Source organism: Ruegeria sp. AG7 (genome assembly GCF_056541545.1).
The window spans coordinates 348560-364963 of the sequence record NZ_JBQFYP010000002.1 but is presented as its reverse complement, the minus strand read 5'-3'; the positions used below and the strand labels follow the sequence as shown (position 1 = coordinate 364963).

Here is a 16404-nt window from a genome sequence, read left to right as displayed (position 1 = left end):
GTTAAATCAGCGAATCCTGATCAACGTCCTTCACCACAAAACACCCGCTTTGTGGCAAAATTAAGATTTATTAATTGATCAGTCAGGAAACCCCAATCCTGACAGTGCATCTCATGTCTCAACGCGCAACGGAAATTGCGTGATCAAACTAGGAGACAGAAATGAGCATCCGAAAATCTTCGCTTTTACTTCCCCGCACATCCAACTGGATGGGGGTCAGCGCATTGGGCGCAGCCATGCTGGCCACAACCGCTATACCTTCGATGGCGGATGAAGCGCTTGCCGATCTTGTCGAAACCGTTTCCCCTTCGGTTGTAACCATCATTGCCGAGCAAAAGACCGCCCCAAGCCCCACACAGGGTCAGAATTTTGACTTTGACGGTCACCCGTTTGGGGAATTCTTCAAACGATTTGGTGGGCCTGAAGGGTTCAACATGCCTCAACGCGGTCCGGCACAAGGGCTCGGGTCAGGGTTTGTACTGGATGAAGCCGGTTATATCGTCACCAATCACCATGTGGTGGACAATGCCGCGACTGTAACCGTTCGCCTAAGTGATGACCGGACATTTGAGGCCGAGGTGGTTGGCACCGACCCGCTGACAGACATTGCAGTCTTGAAGATCGATGCAGTCCCGGGCCTGCAAGCCGTCGAACTGGGTGACAGCGATGCAATCCGTGTTGGCGAAGATGTCGTAGCGATCGGCAACCCGTTTGGTTTGAGCTCCACGGTTACTACCGGCATTGTATCGGCTAAAGGTCGCAATATCTCGGACGGGCCATATGCCGAGTTCATTCAAACGGACGCAGCCATCAACAAGGGCAACTCTGGTGGCCCGCTTTTCAACATGGACGGCGAAGTGATTGGTGTAAACTCGGCCATTTATTCCCCCAGTGGCGGATCTGTCGGGCTGGGATTTGCCGTAACCTCGAACATCGTTGAACATATTGCAGCCGATCTACAGGATGACGGGCAGGTCAGCCGTGGGTGGCTGGGTGTTTCGATCCAGAATATCAGCCCGCAGCTTGCGGCGGCGCTGGGAATTGATGCCTCCTCGGGTGCACTGGTAGCAGATGTTGTCGCCGACAGCCCTGCAGATGGCGTCCTGGAACAAGGCGATGTTATCCTGTCTTTCAATGGCGAAGCCGTAGGCTCCAGTGGTGACCTGCCTATTCTGGTGGGCACAACCAAGGTCGGCACCGCCAGTAATTTGACCATTCTGCGCGATGGCAAACAGGAAACGGTCACTTTGACCGTTGGCCAGCATCAGGCAGCGGCGGCTCAGTCCGACACCCCTGTCGAATCTGATGCAGCAGGCACGTCGCTTGGTGTCACAGTGGCCCCGCTGACCGAAACGGTGCGGGCTGAAGCGGGTATTGCTAAAACCGTCGAAGGTGTGGTCGTCACAGACTTGCAACCGGACAGCCCTGCGGCCCGGGCGGGTCTGCAACGCGGTGACGTGATTGTCAAACTGGGCAACCAGGACACGTTCACACCCGAAGCGCTGAAGGCCGCACTGGACAGCGAAAAGACAGACCCGGCACTGGTATTGATCAATCGGGCCGGCAGCCAGATTTTCGTTGCTGTCGAACTGGTCTGACGAACACCATGCGCGCGCCGCTTGATGGGGAGATCCGGCGCGTGCCTCACCCGGCGGACCTGAGTTGTCCGCTGTCCGTCGGGCTTGCCGGGTGCGTGCCCAGCACCCGGCAAGATCGTCAGCAAACCATATGCTTTGTTTGAATTTTGTGTTTAAATCCTTAGGGAAAGGAACCACATCATGAGCCGCCGTCTGTTGATCGTCGAAGATGACGCTGACACCAGGGATTTCATTGCCAAAGGGTTTGGCGAAGAAGGCTATGTGGTCGAAACGGCTGCTGATGGCCGCGAGGGATTGTACCACGCTACGGACGGCGGTTTTGACGCCATTGTGTTGGACAGGATGTTGCCCGGTCTGGACGGTCTGTCCCTGATCAAATCCCTGCGTGCAGCGGGGTTGAAAACACCGGTCTTGATGTTGACGGCCATGAGCGCAGTGGATGAGCGCGTCAAAGGATTGCGATCAGGCGCCGACGATTATCTGGTCAAGCCCTTCTCGTTTCAGGAACTTCATGCGCGGATCGAAGCCTTGTTGCGGCGTCCGCAGGAATCCGAGGAAACGCCGACGCTGACCTGCAAGGATCTTGAAATGGATCTACTGACCCGCAAGGTTACGCGGGACGGCCATGAGATTACGCTGACACCTCGTGAATTCCAGATCCTTGAGTTCTTTCTACGCCGCAAGAACCGTGTCGTGTCGCGTACCATGCTGCTTGAAGGCGTCTGGGATTATCATTTCGACCCGAACACCAACGTTGTGGATGTTCATATTTCAAAGCTGCGCCGCCAGTTGGATGAAGGCGGAGACATACCTTTGATTGAAACAGTTCGCGGTGCGGGTTACATGATGTCCGATGGATAACCTTCGGCTTTCCCTTAATAATTCAAGAACAAGACTTGTCGCCACCAGCATGGTGCTAAGCACGTTACTGACCGCGTCTGTGCTGGCATTGGTCTATGTGACAGCCAACCGGAGCATCGAATCCGAGACCCGATCGGTCGTGTCCGCCGAACTGACCGGGCTTGCCGATGAATATGAACGGCGCGGGCTGATCGGGCTGATTACAGCGATCGAGCGTCGTCTTCCAAGCGCGTCCGATCGAGACGCGCTGTATCTGCTGGCGGATCGGCAGGGCGTCAAGCTTGTGGGTAACCTGAAAACCTGGCCGGTCAATGTGACCGCCGGAAGCGGTTGGGTCGACCTCGAGTTGCGCAGGGCTGACAATGACCAACTGGTGCCCATCTCGGCCGCTTCGATCCGATTGCCCGGTGGTGAACGCCTTTTGGTGGGACGGGATGCGGCGGCCCGTCAACAATTCGACCGTGTATTGTTCCGATCTCTGGCACTGGCACTAGGAATAGCATTTGTTCTGAGCGTGATCACTGGCTGGCTGTTCACACGTCTGGTGTTTTCACGCCTGTCAGACATCGCAAGCACAGCCGAAAACATCGTTTCCGGCGATCTTTCTAAGAGGATGCCCCTGCGCGGAACCGGGGACGAGTTCGATCAGGTCTCTGGCACGTTGAACAACATGCTCGACAGGATCGAAGAGCTGGTCAGCAATCTGCGAACCACCTCGAACTCTATCGCACATGATTTGCGCTCTCCTTTGTCCCGCCTTCGCCAAAGGGTCGAATCCCTTTCCGAGCCCGGCAAAAGCGATCTGGACCGCGAAATCGACATTGCGCGGGCTACGGGAGAAATCGACCATGTTTTGCGGGTCTTGGGGCAGCTTACCGAAATTTCGCGGGCCGAGGCCGGTCTAGGGCGCGAGCAATTCGAAGACATTGACTTGCAGCAACTGGTTGGAGATGTCGTGGAACTGTATGACCCGGTGGCCGCAGATCAGGACATCCGCCTTGAGGTTACAGGCTCTGCCCCCTCAATTCAGGGGCACCGGCCCCTACTCTCGCAGGCTCTTTCTAATTTGCTGGAAAACGCGATGCGTTATGCACCGGCAGATACCGCAATCACGATCTCTATCGGTACCAAGGACGGATTTGCCCAATTGCGGGTTCGGGACCGTGGTCCGGGTGTTCCGCCCGGAGAGTTGGATCGCCTTCAACTTCCCTTCGTCACACTTGATCCGGCGCGGACGGAACGCAATGCAGGATTGGGGCTCGCGCTGGTTGCCGCGATTTCACATATGCATGGCGGGACATTCGCAGCCCGAAACTGCGACCCAGGTTTGGAAACTACGATCAATCTGGCAATTCAGAGTTAATCCGGCAGTCCGTTTATCGCCAATACCTTGTTTTTGTACCGTTTATCCCCTGTAACTTCCGCACCGAACCAACCCGGCGGGACATAGGCATTTGCGTCTTCACTGGTATGGAACTCAACCTCAACCAAACGCAGGGGTTCCAGACCGCCTGAAAAAACATCCAGCTCGAACTGGTGGCCGTCTGGCATTAGATCCGTGTAACGCACCTTCTCGACCCGGCGACCTTGGGTTTCCGGCCAGAAGGTTTCAAACTGGTCTCGGGTTATCTCTGCCTCACGCTCAACACGTACAAGATCACCGCCGCCTTTTAAGGTCAGGAAAAACACATTGTTCTTTTGCCGAAGGCGCAATTCGGTCGAGTCCTCCGGCGCGGTGAGGTACCCCTGACGCACCTCTGCTTTTTCTGCGCGGCTCAGGTTCGGCAACCTTGCCACCAGAAACTTGCGTTCAATTTCTTTGCTCATCAGGGTGCCCCCGCTCTTTCTTCCAGCTCATCAAACAGCGCCCGATATGCCGCACCAGCAGCGCTACGACCTGCGTAAGTACAGACAGGGCCCCGATATTGCCCCATCTTTTCGACATCCGCAGCGAAAGGCACAACCGCGTGTAAAATGCGCTTGGGATGCTGGGCGCGCATTGAAACCATCGTTTCCCGATGCAACAACTTCCGGTTCTGCACCATCGAAAAGAACGCCCGCAGCTTCTTCTTACGCAGCCCGTGTTTGTCGAAAAAGCCAACCAGCTGATCGAATGACCGCTCGGACAGGGTTGTGGGAATGATCGGAACAACGATTTCATCAGCGGCCCGAAAGATATTCTCGGACAAGGTGGAAAAATTGGGCGGACAATCCAGAAGAACCAGATCATAATCACTGCCAGCCGCCGACAATGCCCTTTTCAGACGCGATCGTTTGTTCCGCATGCGCGACAGGAAGATATCAAAGTCGCGGAAAGTCAGGTTTGCGGGCAGAACGTCCAACCCGTCAAAATCACTTGCCCGGATGGCTTTGGTAAACCGCTCCACATCCTCAAAAAATCGGGCATCCGTCAGTTTTTTTGACGGCTTCACCCGAAAATAGAACCCGGACGCCCCCTGAGGATCGAGATCGCATAGCAAAACTTTTTGGCCAGCCTGCGCATAGGCATAGGCCAGGTTCACCGAAGTAGCGGTTTTTCCGACACCGCCCTTATTGCTGTAACAGGCAATGATCTTCATTCCCTACTCCTTTTTGTGGTGAAACAGACTGCGGAACATGTGCCGGATTTCTTGCCCGTCGAACTGATGGAAGCTTGCGACAACGCGTTTTCTTTCGGTCTTCTGGCGTTGATCAAGCACAGCGATTAGGCCGCCCACGGACAAACCGATCTGCGCGTTTACGCGGCCTTGCGTATCGGCGTGCGACGCTACAAAGGTCAGCAACGCGTCTTGCTGCACAGAATAGTCGTTGAACAAACCAAGATTATCCTGAAGTTTTTTCAACGGTTTAAGGATCGTTCTCAATCCGTTCGCATCGAAGAGCGGGGCAAATAATTCCATCAGATATCTTAGTTTTTTGCATTCGATACGAAGCTCATGCACCGTCTTGTCTGGCGTATCATCGCTTAAGCCGCGCGCCAGTTTGCACATCTTGCGATAATGCTTCCAGATCAGCTCGCAGGCATAGTCATACGTTCCGCGATGCGCGTTTGGTCCGAGGTCCAAGTGATCAGTACTGGTGAACATTGCGGTCAGGTCGGTCATGGACGTCGTGTAGTCGGCGCTGCGCAACCAGCGAGATAGGCGCAGTTGCTCTTGTGTACGTTCCGTTTGAAACTGATCAAACATCTCGGACAGTCCTGCGTGAAGGCTCGGCGGGATAAGATTGAAATACTTGTCTTTTTTCAGAAGGTAGACATCCAAATCACGCAGAGGTCCCGTGGGGGCCATAAGATCGGAAAAGAGCCGCTTCAGTTCGGCCGTCTGGGCCTCGGACAACACACCCTTGAACAGACTGATCACTGACCTGATCTTGCGCAACGATACCCGGTAATCGTGCAAAAACTCGGTGTCGATATCAGCGATCATGCCCTCCTCGTTTTGCCGTGCAACCCTCAGATATATTTGAACGATTTTCGCAGCGACTTCGCTGCAAGGATCTGCTTGACCGAACTTTATTTCAGGCTTGGCCTGATAGGGAACCATGTCTGGAAACAGACTGGGATAGACCGTTTCAACGTCACGAACACCGCCCGAAACGCGATCGAGAGCGGAACGGACCAACTGATAGGCCTTTTTATACCCGCGCAACTGCTGAATTCGTACAATGGTTGCCTGCCCTGATGGCGTCGACATGTACGTTAAAGTTCCCCTGACTTTTGTCTTTTGCAGATCATCAAGCACGGCGAAGGTCTTTGCCTCGATCTCTCCAACACCAATCTGCGTCAGCGCCCGTAGTTCAGGAAAGTCGCTCAGCGCCTTCTGAACCGGCCCTTCTGGCAAGTCCCGTGAAAACCGCAGATGCCCCGAGTGCTGCTGAGACAAAGGGCCGTGGTCCTTCCGCAGCAGGTGCAACACCCCGCCAGTATCGATCAAAGCACGACCCGAGGCGCGCAGTGACTGATCGTGACAATCCAGCAATGCGAAAGCTGCGACGGGGCTATCGGGTGAAACTTTTTGGGAAAACCCGGCAATGGCATTTGCCAGAGCCGTTTCGTCAATCCTCGCTGGGAAAATGAACTGATCGCTTGACGATCTGGTCATGATACGCCTTTCCAGTTCAACTTCAGAAACCCCTTTACAGGTTTCTCAACGATCATATGCGCGCGCCCCTTGTTTGGTTTGGTTGCTCCAACGCCATCCAAGGTTCTCCTTTTCAGTCTCGGCTGAACCCGAAAGGACATCAAGGCATTATGCCTGCGACCGAGTGTAATCACGGGGTGACAGGCCTCGGGTGCCGAAGTAAGACACCGCTATGAGCGAACCAGTATCTTCGATCCGAAACCTTGGCCCCGCCTTTGAACAGGCCTGCGCACGTGCTGGTATTCATTCGGCTGAGGCGCTGCGAGAACTGGGGCCGGACGAAGCCTATGCCCGCCTGTTGCGCGCCGGCACCAGGGCGCATTTCATCGGATATTATGTTCTGGTGATGGGATTGCAGGGCCGCCCGTGGAACGATTGCAAGGGCGACGAGAAGAAAGCCCTGCGCGAAAGGTTCGACGCAATCAAAGCTGGTAACGGTGCTGCTCCGGAAAACCAGATGATTGCAGATCTGGACGCCATCGGAGTTCGTGTTGCACCAAAGGACTTAAAGCAGCTCTGAACGAATAAGGCCGCACCCAACCAAGGATGCGGCCCCTGTTTGTCACCAATGGCTGTGGCTTAACCGACCAGTTCAATGCCCGAAAAGAAGTATGCGATTTCAACCGCTGCGGTTTCCGGTGCGTCCGAACCGTGGACCGAGTTTTCACCGACCGATTCCGCGAATTCAGCGCGGATGGTGCCGGGGGCTGCGTCCGCAGGGTTCGTTGCGCCCATGACTTCACGGTTCTTTGCAATGGCGCCTTCGCCTTCCAGAACCTGAACAACAACCGGAGCCGACGACATGAATTCGCACAGTTCGTCATAGAACGGACGTTCGGCATGAACGTCATAGAACTTGCCAGCCTGAGCTTTGGTCATGTGAATGCGCTTTTGCGCCACGATGCGCAGGCCTGCTTCTTCGAACTTGGCGTTGATCTTGCCGGTCAGGTTGCGGCGGGTTGCATCGGGTTTGATGATCGAGAATGTGCGTTCCAGTGCCATGTCGGCCTCTCCTTATAATGTGACGCGGGATCCGCGCCGAAATCCATCGCGCGCCGGGTATCACGGTCTTTGATCCATGAAAAGTGTAATGATGCCTTGCCGGTGGCTTTGCAGTTCAGATTGTTTCTGGCAAAGGGTCGACACGGTCCAGTCGACGAACGTAAAGCACCGCCATCAAGCCGGCAAAGCTACAGGCCCACATCATGCCCAGTACCAGATACGGCCCGTTTTCGGGGCTGACGAACGCGCCGGTCATTGAGGTCAGAACAGCTCCCAAAGCCACGATCATTGCCCCCGACAGCCCTGCCGCGCTACCTGCCAGCCCGGGGCGTACCGACATGACACCGGCCGCGGCATTGGCATTGGTCAAACCGTTGCCAAAGCCGACACAGATTGCCGAACCGAAGAAGACCCAGACCGATCCCAGATCAGCGAGAAACAGCATCAATCCGCAGAACGGGCCAGTTGAGGCCACGATCCGCCCCGACAATATCATTGTCGTCAGGCGCGTCCGGGCCGCAATCCGACCGGTGACAAAATTGCCAACCATGAACCCGCCGGTGATGATGCCAATCCCCAGCCCCAGCGTTGCTGGGCTCAGGTCGAACCACGCTGCGGCAACCAGCGGCGCACCGGTGATAAAGCTGTAGAACCCCCCAATCGAAAACGCCGCGCATAGGGCATAACCCCAGAACCTGCGGGCACTGAACAGGTGTGGGTATTCGCGCAGTTGGGCACCAAATGTGGACGAGCGGTTCGTGTTGGTTTCGCCCAGGTCGAACCAAAGCAGCACCAGCAACCCTGCTCCAAGCAACGAGTACAGGACAAACCCCGAACGCCAACCGAAAAGCATATCCAGCGCCCCACCCAACATCGGCCCAAGCATCGGGGCTAAGGCCATGGCCATCGCGACGTAACCGAGTTTGCTTGCCGCCTCATTCGGTGCGTAACGGTCTCTGATCGACGCGCTGGACAGGACCGAGCCGGCGACAACAGCAGCCTGAAGCAGGCGGAAGCCAAGAAAAACCCAGATCGATCCGGCCAGTGTGCATCCGATCGACGCAAGGACAAATATTGATATACAAATCAAAGGATAGGTCTGCGCCCAAAGCGATCCGATAACGGGCCCATGATCAGTTGCAACACTGCCGAAACCGCCAGATACCCCGCGACCGACAGGTTCATCAGGCCGTAATCCACCGTGAAGTCTTCACTCATATGCGCCAGCGACGGCAGGAACATGTTGAGCGTCAGCACAGACAGCGCCGTAGCAAAGATCAATGTGATCAGGGATGGAGGCGTCCGGGCCGCGCGCATGTGGAAAACCGCTTCAAAAAGCAAACGAGACAGCGCTAACACATTGCTTGATGCTTGAAAATGCCAAGCCGCTGGCGGCGGCATCACACCTCTGCTAAGAGCGCCTCATGTTACGGATCGAAGACATCACCTATGCCGTTGAAGGCCGCCCATTGTTTGATGGCGCCAGCGCAACCGTACCAGACGGTCACAAGGTTGGCCTTGTGGGCCGGAATGGCACGGGAAAGACCACGCTTTTTCGCCTGATCCGCGGGGAACTGGCGCTGGAATCGGGGAATATTGCGGTCCCCAAGCGCGCCCGCATTGGCGGGGTCGCGCAGGAGGTCCCATCATCCAACGTTTCGCTGATCGACACTGTTCTAGCCGCTGATACCGAACGCAGCGCCCTGATGACCGAGGCTGGCGACGCAACGGATCCCACGCGAATTGCCGAAATCCAGACCCGGCTGGCCGATATCGACGCCTGGTCGGCCGAGGCCCGCGCGGCCTCAATCCTCAAGGGGTTGGGGTTTGACGACGCAGACCAATTGCGCCCCTGTTCGGATTTTTCGGGTGGCTGGCGGATGCGCGTGGCCTTGGCGGCGGTTCTGTTCTCACAACCGGATTTGTTGCTGTTGGACGAACCGACCAACTATCTGGACCTTGAAGGCGCGTTGTGGCTCGAAAGCTATCTGGCCAGGTATCCACATACGGTCATAATCATCAGCCATGACCGGGGCCTGCTGAACCGTGCCGTAGGGTCGATCCTGCATCTGGAGGATCGCAAACTCACCTATTACGCCGTGCCATATGACAAATTCGCTGAACGGAGGGCGGAACGTCTGGCACAGGCAGAATCCGAAAACGCCAAAGCCAAGGCGCGCATCGCTCATTTGCAGAGCTTCGTGGATCGGTTTCGATATAAGGCATCCAAGGCCGTTCAGGCCCAATCGCGCCTGAAAATGATCGAACGCATCCAGTTGGTCTCAACCCCGCAAGAGGCCGCGCTGCGTGCGTTTTCCTTCCCCGAACCCGAGGAACTGTCGCCACCGATCATCCAGATTGAAGGCGGTGTGACCGGTTATGGCGAAACCGAAGTACTGCGCCGCCTGAACCTGCGCATCGATCAGGATGACCGTATTGCGCTGTTGGGCAAGAACGGTCAGGGCAAATCTACCCTGTCCAAACTGTTGTCAGACCGGCTGCCCTTGATGGCTGGCAAGATGACCCGCAGCAACAAGCTGCGCATCGGGTATTTCGCTCAGCATCAGGTGGACGAGCTTTATGTGAACGAAACGCCACTGGACCACCTGCGCCGCCTGCGCCCGGACGAGGCGCCGGGCAAGTGGCGCTCGCGTCTGGCGGGGTTCGGCCTGAACGCGGCTCAGGCGGAAACCGAGGTTGGCCGCCTGTCGGGTGGGCAGAAGGCGCGCCTGTCGCTGCTGCTGGCAACCATCGACGCACCACATATGCTGATCCTCGACGAGCCGACGAACCATCTGGATATCGAAAGCCGTGAGGCGCTGGTCGAAGCGCTGACCGCCTATTCGGGTGCTGTCGTGCTGGTCAGCCACGACATGCACCTGCTGTCGCTTGTTGCCGATCGGTTGTGGCTGGTCTCGGACGGTACGGTCAAATCTTATGACAGTGACCTTGAATCCTATCGTGCCCTATTGCTGGCGCGTGACAAACCGGTGAAAGAAAAGCCACAAACAGAGAAGCCCAAACGCGCCTCGCGCGATACCATGCTGGCATTGCGGGCGGACCTGCGCAAATGCGAGGACCGGGTCGAGAAACTGACAGAGATGCACGACAAGCTTTCGGCAAAACTGGCCGACCCGGCGCTTTACGAAGACGACAAGATCAACGATCTGGAAACCTGGAACCGCAAATTCGCCGAGGTGGTCGAGGCTATGCAAAAAGCAGAAGCGCTTTGGATCGCTGCTGCTGAGCGACTGGAACAGGCAGAAACGGTATGAGCGATCCTGTTGTCGAAACCGGGGCGATGATCGCGGGAATGCGTCCTGAAATTCAACCCGGCGAATTCGCATTTGTGGTCTGGCCCGAAGATATGGACTGGCCCGACGGGACACGCGCCAGTTACGTCGAGGCCGAAGGGCTGTCTTTAGTCGTTCCGATCAATTGCGCACCAAAAGAGGCGGTTGCTATGCGCTGTATCACGCTTCAGGTGCACTCCTCGCTGGAAGGCGTGGGTCTGACCGCTGCGGTCTCGGGGGCGTTGGCACAGGCCGGAATTCCGGCAAACATGGTTGCGGGCTATCACCACGATCATGTTTATGTTCCGTCCGGACTGGCCGAAGACGCCCTGAGAATTTTGAAACATCTGCAACAGAGTAGCAAAGAGTGATTGACACCGCATTTCTGATCACCGCGTTCACAACGCTTTTCGTGGTTCTTGATCCACCGGCGCAAACGCCGATTTTTGTGGCCCTGACCCAGAACATGGATTGGCACACGCGCCGCTCTGTCGCTGTTCGCGCGTGCCTGACTGCTGGCGGCATTCTGGCGATGTTCGCGGCCTTCGGCGAAGCGCTGCTGGGATTTGTCGGCATCTCGATGGAGGCGTTTCGTGTTGCGGGGGGTGTTTTGCTGTTTCTGACCGCGCTCGACATGCTGTTTGAACGCCGGACCAAACGTCGTGAAAACAGCGCCGAAGAGGAAGAACATCCGGACCCGTCTGTGTTTCCACTGGGTATCCCACTGATTGCAGGGCCCGGTGCGATTGCCACTATGATCCTGCTGGCCGGTCAACATCCCGGCATTCAGGGCCTGGCCGTGGTCATCGGCGTTATGCTGGTCGTTCTGGCAATGGTTTTTGTGATGTATCTTTCATCAGGGGCCGTGGCACGGCTTTTGGGGAAAACCGGATTGAACGTGTTGACCCGGCTTCTTGGGATGCTGCTGGCTGCATTGTCTGTTCAGTTTATTCTCGATGGCCTCAAGGCCTTTGGATTTGCATCTTAAATCCCCATATTCACAAGGTTAGAGGGATTTCCGGGTAACCGCATGGACAGTTTCGACATTGGACGCCTGATCTATCTGGCCCTGCTGGGGGCGGCGCTGCTGATGTGGTTTGTCACGCATAATCGGCAGTCGCTTAGCAAGACATTGCAGCAGGTCATGGCATGGGTGTTCATATTCGTCGGGGTCATCGCACTGGTCGGCCTGTGGGAGGATATTCGCTCCTCGGTCGGTCCCGCACCGCAGATGAGTGTCACCGGAAACTCGGTTGAGGTTCCCCGCGCCTATGACGGCCATTATTACCTTCCGGTTCTGGTGAATGGTGAGCTGATTACCTTTCTTGTCGACACCGGTGCCAGCCAGATCGTGTTGAACGCGCAGGATGCCAAACGGGCAGGCATTGATCCCGATCAGCTGAGTTATTTCGGGCGCGCCTTGACTGCAAACGGTGAGGTGCGTACCGCGCCGGTACGGCTTGAGACCCTGACGATAGGACCCATTACGGATCAGAACGTTTCGGCCTGGGTCAACGAGGGTGAGCTGGATAAATCGCTTTTGGGGATGGAATATCTGCACCGTTTTTCAAGCATTCAGTTTGCGGATGGCAAGCTGATCTTGTCCCGTTAATGCCCCTCACCTCTTGAGAACAAAAGTGGAACATGGTAGCTTGCAGGCATGTCTGCTCAGCTTCTTGGCCACAAACCTGCGCGTCAGGTACCGGGGGTAAATCTCCATTCGCAGATCACCCTGCAACCGGGCCGCGTGCACGAGGCTTGCGGCCCCGCCCGGCGCAGCTTTGCCATCTGGCTGGCCGGTCAGACACAGGGGCCCGTGCTGTGGATTTCCCCCGCGTGGGAGCCCGCCCAACTGAATCCCGACGGAATGATGGCCTTTGCTGATCCGGCGCGTTTTCTGTTCGTCCATCCCACCCGCGCCGAAGATCTGCTATGGTGTATCGAAGAGGCGCTGCGCAGCGGAGCCATCCCGCTGATCATAGGCGACCTGCCCGGCGCGCCGGGGCTGACACCAGTGCGGCGGATGCATCTGGCCGCAGAACAAGGCGGCACGATGGGCCATACCCCGCTTGGCCTGCTGCTGACGCCCGGTGATGGCGGCGCACAAGGGGTTGAGACACGCTGGCACATGGCCTCCGCCCATCAGGGGGATGCCAGGCACTGGACCCTGACCCGCCGCCGCGCCCGCGCCCTGCCCCCGGTCAGCTGGCAAGCCACTCAGACCGCTGCCCGCACCGGTCTGCACCTGAAACGCATTGAAACAGAGGACATTCTGACGTGAAGCCGCAAGGATCACGCAAGATGTGACTGGCCAAACTCCGGATCGCACCCTAGCGTCGCCGCATGAGCCATCCGATCCATGACAGCCGCTATTCCTGGATACGCCTTCTGATCACGCTCGCCATCGCAACTGTGGCGAATGTGGGAATGTGGGCTGTAATCGTGGTCATGCCCGCCGTCGAAGCAGAATTCAGCGCCGGTCGCGCCGAAGCCTCAATGCCATATACACTTACGATGATTGGATTTGCGCTGGGCAATATGTGGCTGGGGCAACTGGTGGACCGGCTGGGTGTGACACGCGCCCTGATCGGCGCTGCTGTTTTAAGCGCCTTCAGTTATCTATTGGCAACGCTGGCCCCGAATATAACGCTACTATCCGCGGCGCATCTGCTGGTCGGGCTGGGAACATCGATCGGATTTGGGCCCTTGATCGCCGATATCTCGCACTGGTTCATGAAACGGCGTGGAATCGCCGTCGCACTGGTGGCCAGCGGGAATTACCTGTCTGGGGCAATCTGGCCTACTCTGCTGTCCGGTATTCTGGCACGCGACGGCTGGCAACAGGTCTATCTGACATTGGCGGCTCTGACGTTGCTGGTTGTCATCCCCCTGTCCTTGTTGTTGCGCCGCAAGGTCCCAATCGAAGCGCACAACACAGCCGCGGCCACAGCCCGGATCAACGCACGCAGTGTCGGTGTTTCACCACGCGTGTTACAGTACATTCTTGGTCTGGCCGGCATTGGATGTTGCGTAGCGATGTCCATGCCACAGGTCCATATCGTGTCGTATTGCGTCGGGCTGGGATACGGCCCCGCAGTGGGGGCTGAGATGCTATCGCTGATGCTACTGGGCGGCGTCGCCAGCCGTATCGTCTCGGGCCTGTTGGCCGACCGTCTCGGTGGAGTCATGACACTTCTGATCGGCTCTGTATTGCAGTGCATCGCGCTGTTCCTGTTCCTGCCGTATGACGGGATGGTCTCACTTTATGTGATCAGCTTGCTATTCGGTCTGGCGCAGGGTGGCATCGTGCCCAGCTACGCTTTGGTTGTCCGCGAATACATGCCGCCGCAAGAAGCCGGTGCGCGAGTCGGATTCGTCATGATGATGACAATTCTTGGCATGGCGCTTGGTGGCTGGATGTCAGGCTGGATTTACGATGTCACCGGAAGTTACCAACTGGCTTTCGTCAACGGCATTCTTTGGAACGGTTTGAACATTGCCATCGTTCTGATGTTGATCAAAAGATCCCGCCCCAGACGGGACACGGTCATGGCATGACACACCTGACCCGCCGCTTCGTACTTACGGGGATGGCGGCTCTGCCTTTGGCGAATACGGTGCAGGCCGCCTTGAAGCCATACAATTTGTCACCGAACGGCACCCGGGTCGGTTTTACCTTTGACCTCTCCGGCATTCCCCAGACCGGATCAATGCCGATCCGGGACGCGAACGTGGAAATTGACACGCAACGCCTGCAAAACAGCCGGGTCACGGTGGTGCTGGACGTTACCAAGGCCAGAACCCGCTTGCCCTTTGCCCGCATGCCGATGCTCGGCCCCAGTGTATTGGACGCCGAAACCTATCCGACAATTCAGTTCGTATCGACTGACATTCAATTGGGGGCGGATGGGCGCATATCGGATGGTGCCCGCATCACAGGTGAACTGACAGTTCGCGGTATCACGCGCCCGGTCACCTTGGAGGCCAACCTATATCGCCAGCCCGGAACAGCCGCGAACGACCTGAACCGCCTGTCCATAAGTTTGACCGGGACTTTGAACCGGCACGATTTCGGTGCCTCGGGTTATCCCGATCTGGTAGGACAACATGTTGGGCTGGACATTCGTGCCGAGATCATTCGAGCAACCTGACTGACAAAAAGCAAAAAACGACTGGATAAAGTCGAATAGTTGCGCGCATTGTCCGGTGACGCCGCCTATCTGAGAAAACCATGCGCACGATCATTTCATTTGCCGCCCTGTTTCTGTCGGTCATTCTGCTTCAGCTTTCAACAGGCGGCGTCGGGCCACTGGATGCCATTTCCGGGATTACGTTAAGCTTTTCGACCGAACAGATCGGTATGCTGGGTTCGGCGCATTTTCTTGGCTTTTTCATAGGTTGCTGGTGGGCGCCGCGACTGATGGGCAGCGTCGGGCATTCCCGCGCATTTGCCGTATGCACAGCGCTGGGCGCGATGGGTTTGATCGGCCACACCCTGACAGACAATCCTTATGTATGGGCGGCGCTGCGCATCGCCTCGGGCACATGTGTGGCAGGCTGTTATACCGTCATCGAAGCCTGGCTGAATGCAAAAGTAACCAATGAGACACGTGGACGAGCCATGGGCACCTATCGCATCGTTGATATGGGTGCCTCGCTGAGTGCTCAGTTGATCATCGCCGTCCTGCCACCCGCCTCGTATGTATCCTACAACCTCTTGGCGATCCTTTGCTGCGCCTCGTTGCTGCCGCTGACGCTGACACGCGCAAGTCAACCGAAGACGCCTGACGCCCCCCGCCTGCGCCCGAAACTGGCGTGGCACAGTTCGCCGTTGGCCGTAGCGGGCGTCATTGTTTCGGCACTCAGCTCAGCATCTTTCCGAATGGTCGGGCCCGTCTACGGTCAGGAAGTCGGGCTGGGAGTGGACCAAATCGCCTTCTTCCTAGCTTCTTTCGTTCTGGGCGGGGCACTGGCACAGTATCCGATGGGGTGGCTCGCTGACAAGTATGACCGGCGCTGGGTCTTGATCTGGCTTTCGGTCGCGGCGGTACTAAGCTGCGGGGTCACAATGGCGGCAAGCGACACGGGAACTGTCGGTGTCATGCTGGCAGCAGTGCTTTTTGGGTTTACGACATTCCCGATCTTTTCGGTGTCATCCGCACATGCCAACGATTTTGCAACAACCGAGCAGAGGGTCGAGCTGTCTGCCGCCCTGATGTTCTGGTACGCGCTGGGGGCAATTGCGTCACCCTATATCACATCAACACTGATCCAGGATTTTGGACCCAGCGCGCTGTTTGCATTTGTCGCGGTCGGCCACGTATTCCTGATCGGCTTCGGCCTGGCCCGGATGCGGTCGCGTCCAACACCCGCGGAAAGAACCAATTACGTCTACGCACCGCGTACATCCTTTACGGTCGGAAGGTTGCTGAAACGCGCCCGCGAGGAATGAAAAGCAGACCCGCGGCCCTGCATTGCGGAGAGTCTGCGAATTGGCTGACTACAATC

General features: G+C 57.0%; 16 protein-coding genes and 1 pseudogene. 12 read left to right on the top strand and 5 right to left on the bottom strand.

Annotated elements, in window-relative coordinates:
• Positions 1 to 161: 161 nt before the first annotated feature.
• The 3 genes from ACR0BF_RS04785 (at position 162) to ACR0BF_RS04775 (ending at position 3822) form a co-directional block, all read left to right on the top strand.
• A complete protein-coding gene (locus tag ACR0BF_RS04785; protein WP_480624385.1) occupies positions 162 to 1598 on the top strand; it encodes a DegQ family serine endoprotease in 1437 nt (478 codons plus the stop codon).
• A gap of 180 nt (positions 1599 to 1778) precedes the next feature.
• Positions 1779 to 2459: a response regulator transcription factor gene (locus ACR0BF_RS04780; RefSeq protein WP_209504130.1), complete on the top strand. Its 681-nt coding sequence runs from the start codon at positions 1779 to 1781 to the stop codon at positions 2457 to 2459.
• A gap of 49 nt (positions 2460 to 2508) precedes the next feature.
• On the top strand, positions 2509 to 3822 hold the full coding sequence (locus ACR0BF_RS04775; protein WP_480624384.1) for a sensor histidine kinase: 1314 nt from the start codon (positions 2509 to 2511) through the stop codon (positions 3820 to 3822).
• Here the strand turns inward: ACR0BF_RS04775 and ACR0BF_RS04770 are convergent.
• Genes ACR0BF_RS04770 through ACR0BF_RS04760 form a run of 3 tightly spaced genes read right to left on the bottom strand, consistent with a single transcriptional unit; the run spans position 3819 to position 6202 of the window.
• Positions 3819 to 4286: a CYTH domain-containing protein gene (locus ACR0BF_RS04770; protein WP_480493339.1), complete on the bottom strand. Its 468-nt coding sequence runs from the start codon at positions 4284 to 4286 to the stop codon at positions 3819 to 3821. The two genes, ACR0BF_RS04775 and ACR0BF_RS04770, sit on opposite strands and share 4 nt — an antisense overlap.
• Positions 4286 to 5038 (bottom strand): ParA family protein, encoded by a 753-nt coding sequence (locus ACR0BF_RS04765; protein WP_480472387.1) that lies wholly within the window; start codon positions 5036 to 5038, stop codon positions 4286 to 4288. The genes ACR0BF_RS04770 and ACR0BF_RS04765 overlap by 1 nt, the downstream gene beginning before the upstream one ends.
• A gap of 3 nt (positions 5039 to 5041) precedes the next feature.
• Positions 5042 to 6202, bottom strand: coding sequence for a CHAD domain-containing protein (locus ACR0BF_RS04760; RefSeq protein WP_480624383.1), 1161 nt, complete (start codon positions 6200 to 6202; stop codon positions 5042 to 5044).
• 571 nt (positions 6203 to 6773) lie between these two features.
• On the opposite strand from ACR0BF_RS04760, the gene ACR0BF_RS04755 reads away from it, so the two are divergent.
• The gene (locus tag ACR0BF_RS04755) at positions 6774 to 7121 is read left to right on the top strand and encodes a TfoX/Sxy family protein (protein WP_480472383.1); all 348 of its coding nucleotides are present in this window, start codon (positions 6774 to 6776) and stop codon (positions 7119 to 7121) included.
• A gap of 59 nt (positions 7122 to 7180) precedes the next feature.
• Here the strand turns inward: ACR0BF_RS04755 and ndk are convergent, their stop codons facing one another.
• On the bottom strand, positions 7181 to 7603 hold the full coding sequence (gene ndk, locus ACR0BF_RS04750) for a nucleoside-diphosphate kinase (RefSeq protein ID WP_008757405.1): 423 nt from the start codon (positions 7601 to 7603) through the stop codon (positions 7181 to 7183).
• A gap of 115 nt (positions 7604 to 7718) precedes the next feature.
• A pseudogene (locus ACR0BF_RS04745) lies at positions 7719 to 8920 on the bottom strand (Bcr/CflA family efflux MFS transporter).
• Positions 8921 to 9027: 107 nt separating this feature from the next.
• On the opposite strand from ACR0BF_RS04745, the gene ACR0BF_RS04740 reads away from it, so the two are divergent.
• From ACR0BF_RS04740 to ACR0BF_RS04705, 8 genes are all read left to right on the top strand, one after another.
• Positions 9028 to 10878: an ABC-F family ATP-binding cassette domain-containing protein gene (locus ACR0BF_RS04740; RefSeq protein WP_480624382.1), complete on the top strand. Its 1851-nt coding sequence runs from the start codon at positions 9028 to 9030 to the stop codon at positions 10876 to 10878.
• A complete protein-coding gene (locus ACR0BF_RS04735) occupies positions 10875 to 11267 on the top strand; it encodes an ACT domain-containing protein (protein WP_480624381.1) in 393 nt (130 codons plus the stop codon). Before ACR0BF_RS04740 ends, ACR0BF_RS04735 begins: the two co-directional genes overlap by 4 nt.
• Positions 11264 to 11884, top strand: a complete 621-nt coding sequence (locus ACR0BF_RS04730; RefSeq protein ID WP_480472375.1) for a MarC family protein — start codon at positions 11264 to 11266, stop codon at positions 11882 to 11884. Before ACR0BF_RS04735 ends, ACR0BF_RS04730 begins: the two co-directional genes overlap by 4 nt.
• A gap of 42 nt (positions 11885 to 11926) precedes the next feature.
• Positions 11927 to 12508 carry a retropepsin-like aspartic protease family protein gene (locus ACR0BF_RS04725; RefSeq protein ID WP_480624380.1) on the top strand — a complete coding sequence of 194 codons (582 nt, stop codon included), beginning with the start codon at positions 11927 to 11929 and terminating at the stop codon, positions 12506 to 12508.
• A gap of 48 nt (positions 12509 to 12556) precedes the next feature.
• Positions 12557 to 13177, top strand: a complete 621-nt coding sequence (locus ACR0BF_RS04720; protein ID WP_480472371.1) for an ImuA family protein — start codon at positions 12557 to 12559, stop codon at positions 13175 to 13177.
• Between the two features lie 62 nt (positions 13178 to 13239).
• On the top strand, positions 13240 to 14454 hold the full coding sequence (locus ACR0BF_RS04715) for an MFS transporter (RefSeq protein WP_480472369.1): 1215 nt from the start codon (positions 13240 to 13242) through the stop codon (positions 14452 to 14454).
• On the top strand, positions 14451 to 15047 hold the full coding sequence (locus ACR0BF_RS04710; protein WP_480624379.1) for a YceI family protein: 597 nt from the start codon (positions 14451 to 14453) through the stop codon (positions 15045 to 15047). The genes ACR0BF_RS04715 and ACR0BF_RS04710 overlap by 4 nt, the downstream gene beginning before the upstream one ends.
• An 80-nt stretch (positions 15048 to 15127) precedes the next feature.
• On the top strand, positions 15128 to 16348 hold the full coding sequence (locus tag ACR0BF_RS04705; RefSeq protein WP_480624378.1) for an MFS transporter: 1221 nt from the start codon (positions 15128 to 15130) through the stop codon (positions 16346 to 16348).
• Positions 16349 to 16404: the final 56 nt, after the last annotated feature.

Bases quoted from the DNA above. Each gene is read 5' to 3' on its own strand.
- ACR0BF_RS04785 (WP_480624385.1), top strand. From the start codon at position 162: ATGAGCATCCGAAAATCTTCGCTTTTACTTCCCCGCACATCCAACTGG.
- ACR0BF_RS04710 (WP_480624379.1), top strand. From the start codon at position 14,451: ATGACACACCTGACCCGCCGCTTCGTACTTACGGGGATGGCGGCTCTG.
- ACR0BF_RS04725 (WP_480624380.1), top strand. From the start codon at position 11,927: ATGGACAGTTTCGACATTGGACGCCTGATCTATCTGGCCCTGCTGGGG.
- ACR0BF_RS04765 (WP_480472387.1), bottom strand. From the start codon at position 5,038: ATGAAGATCATTGCCTGTTACAGCAATAAGGGCGGTGTCGGAAAAACC.
- ndk (WP_008757405.1), bottom strand. From the start codon at position 7,603: ATGGCACTGGAACGCACATTCTCGATCATCAAACCCGATGCAACCCGC.
- ACR0BF_RS04775 (WP_480624384.1), top strand. From the start codon at position 2,509: ATGGTGCTAAGCACGTTACTGACCGCGTCTGTGCTGGCATTGGTCTAT.
- ACR0BF_RS04780 (WP_209504130.1), top strand. From the start codon at position 1,779: ATGAGCCGCCGTCTGTTGATCGTCGAAGATGACGCTGACACCAGGGAT.
- ACR0BF_RS04715 (WP_480472369.1), top strand. From the start codon at position 13,240: ATGAGCCATCCGATCCATGACAGCCGCTATTCCTGGATACGCCTTCTG.
- ACR0BF_RS04705 (WP_480624378.1), top strand. From the start codon at position 15,128: ATGCGCACGATCATTTCATTTGCCGCCCTGTTTCTGTCGGTCATTCTG.
- ACR0BF_RS04770 (WP_480493339.1), bottom strand. From the start codon at position 4,286: ATGAGCAAAGAAATTGAACGCAAGTTTCTGGTGGCAAGGTTGCCGAAC.
- ACR0BF_RS04735 (WP_480624381.1), top strand. From the start codon at position 10,875: ATGAGCGATCCTGTTGTCGAAACCGGGGCGATGATCGCGGGAATGCGT.
- ACR0BF_RS04755 (WP_480472383.1), top strand. From the start codon at position 6,774: ATGAGCGAACCAGTATCTTCGATCCGAAACCTTGGCCCCGCCTTTGAA.
- ACR0BF_RS04720 (WP_480472371.1), top strand. From the start codon at position 12,557: ATGTCTGCTCAGCTTCTTGGCCACAAACCTGCGCGTCAGGTACCGGGG.
- ACR0BF_RS04740 (WP_480624382.1), top strand. From the start codon at position 9,028: ATGTTACGGATCGAAGACATCACCTATGCCGTTGAAGGCCGCCCATTG.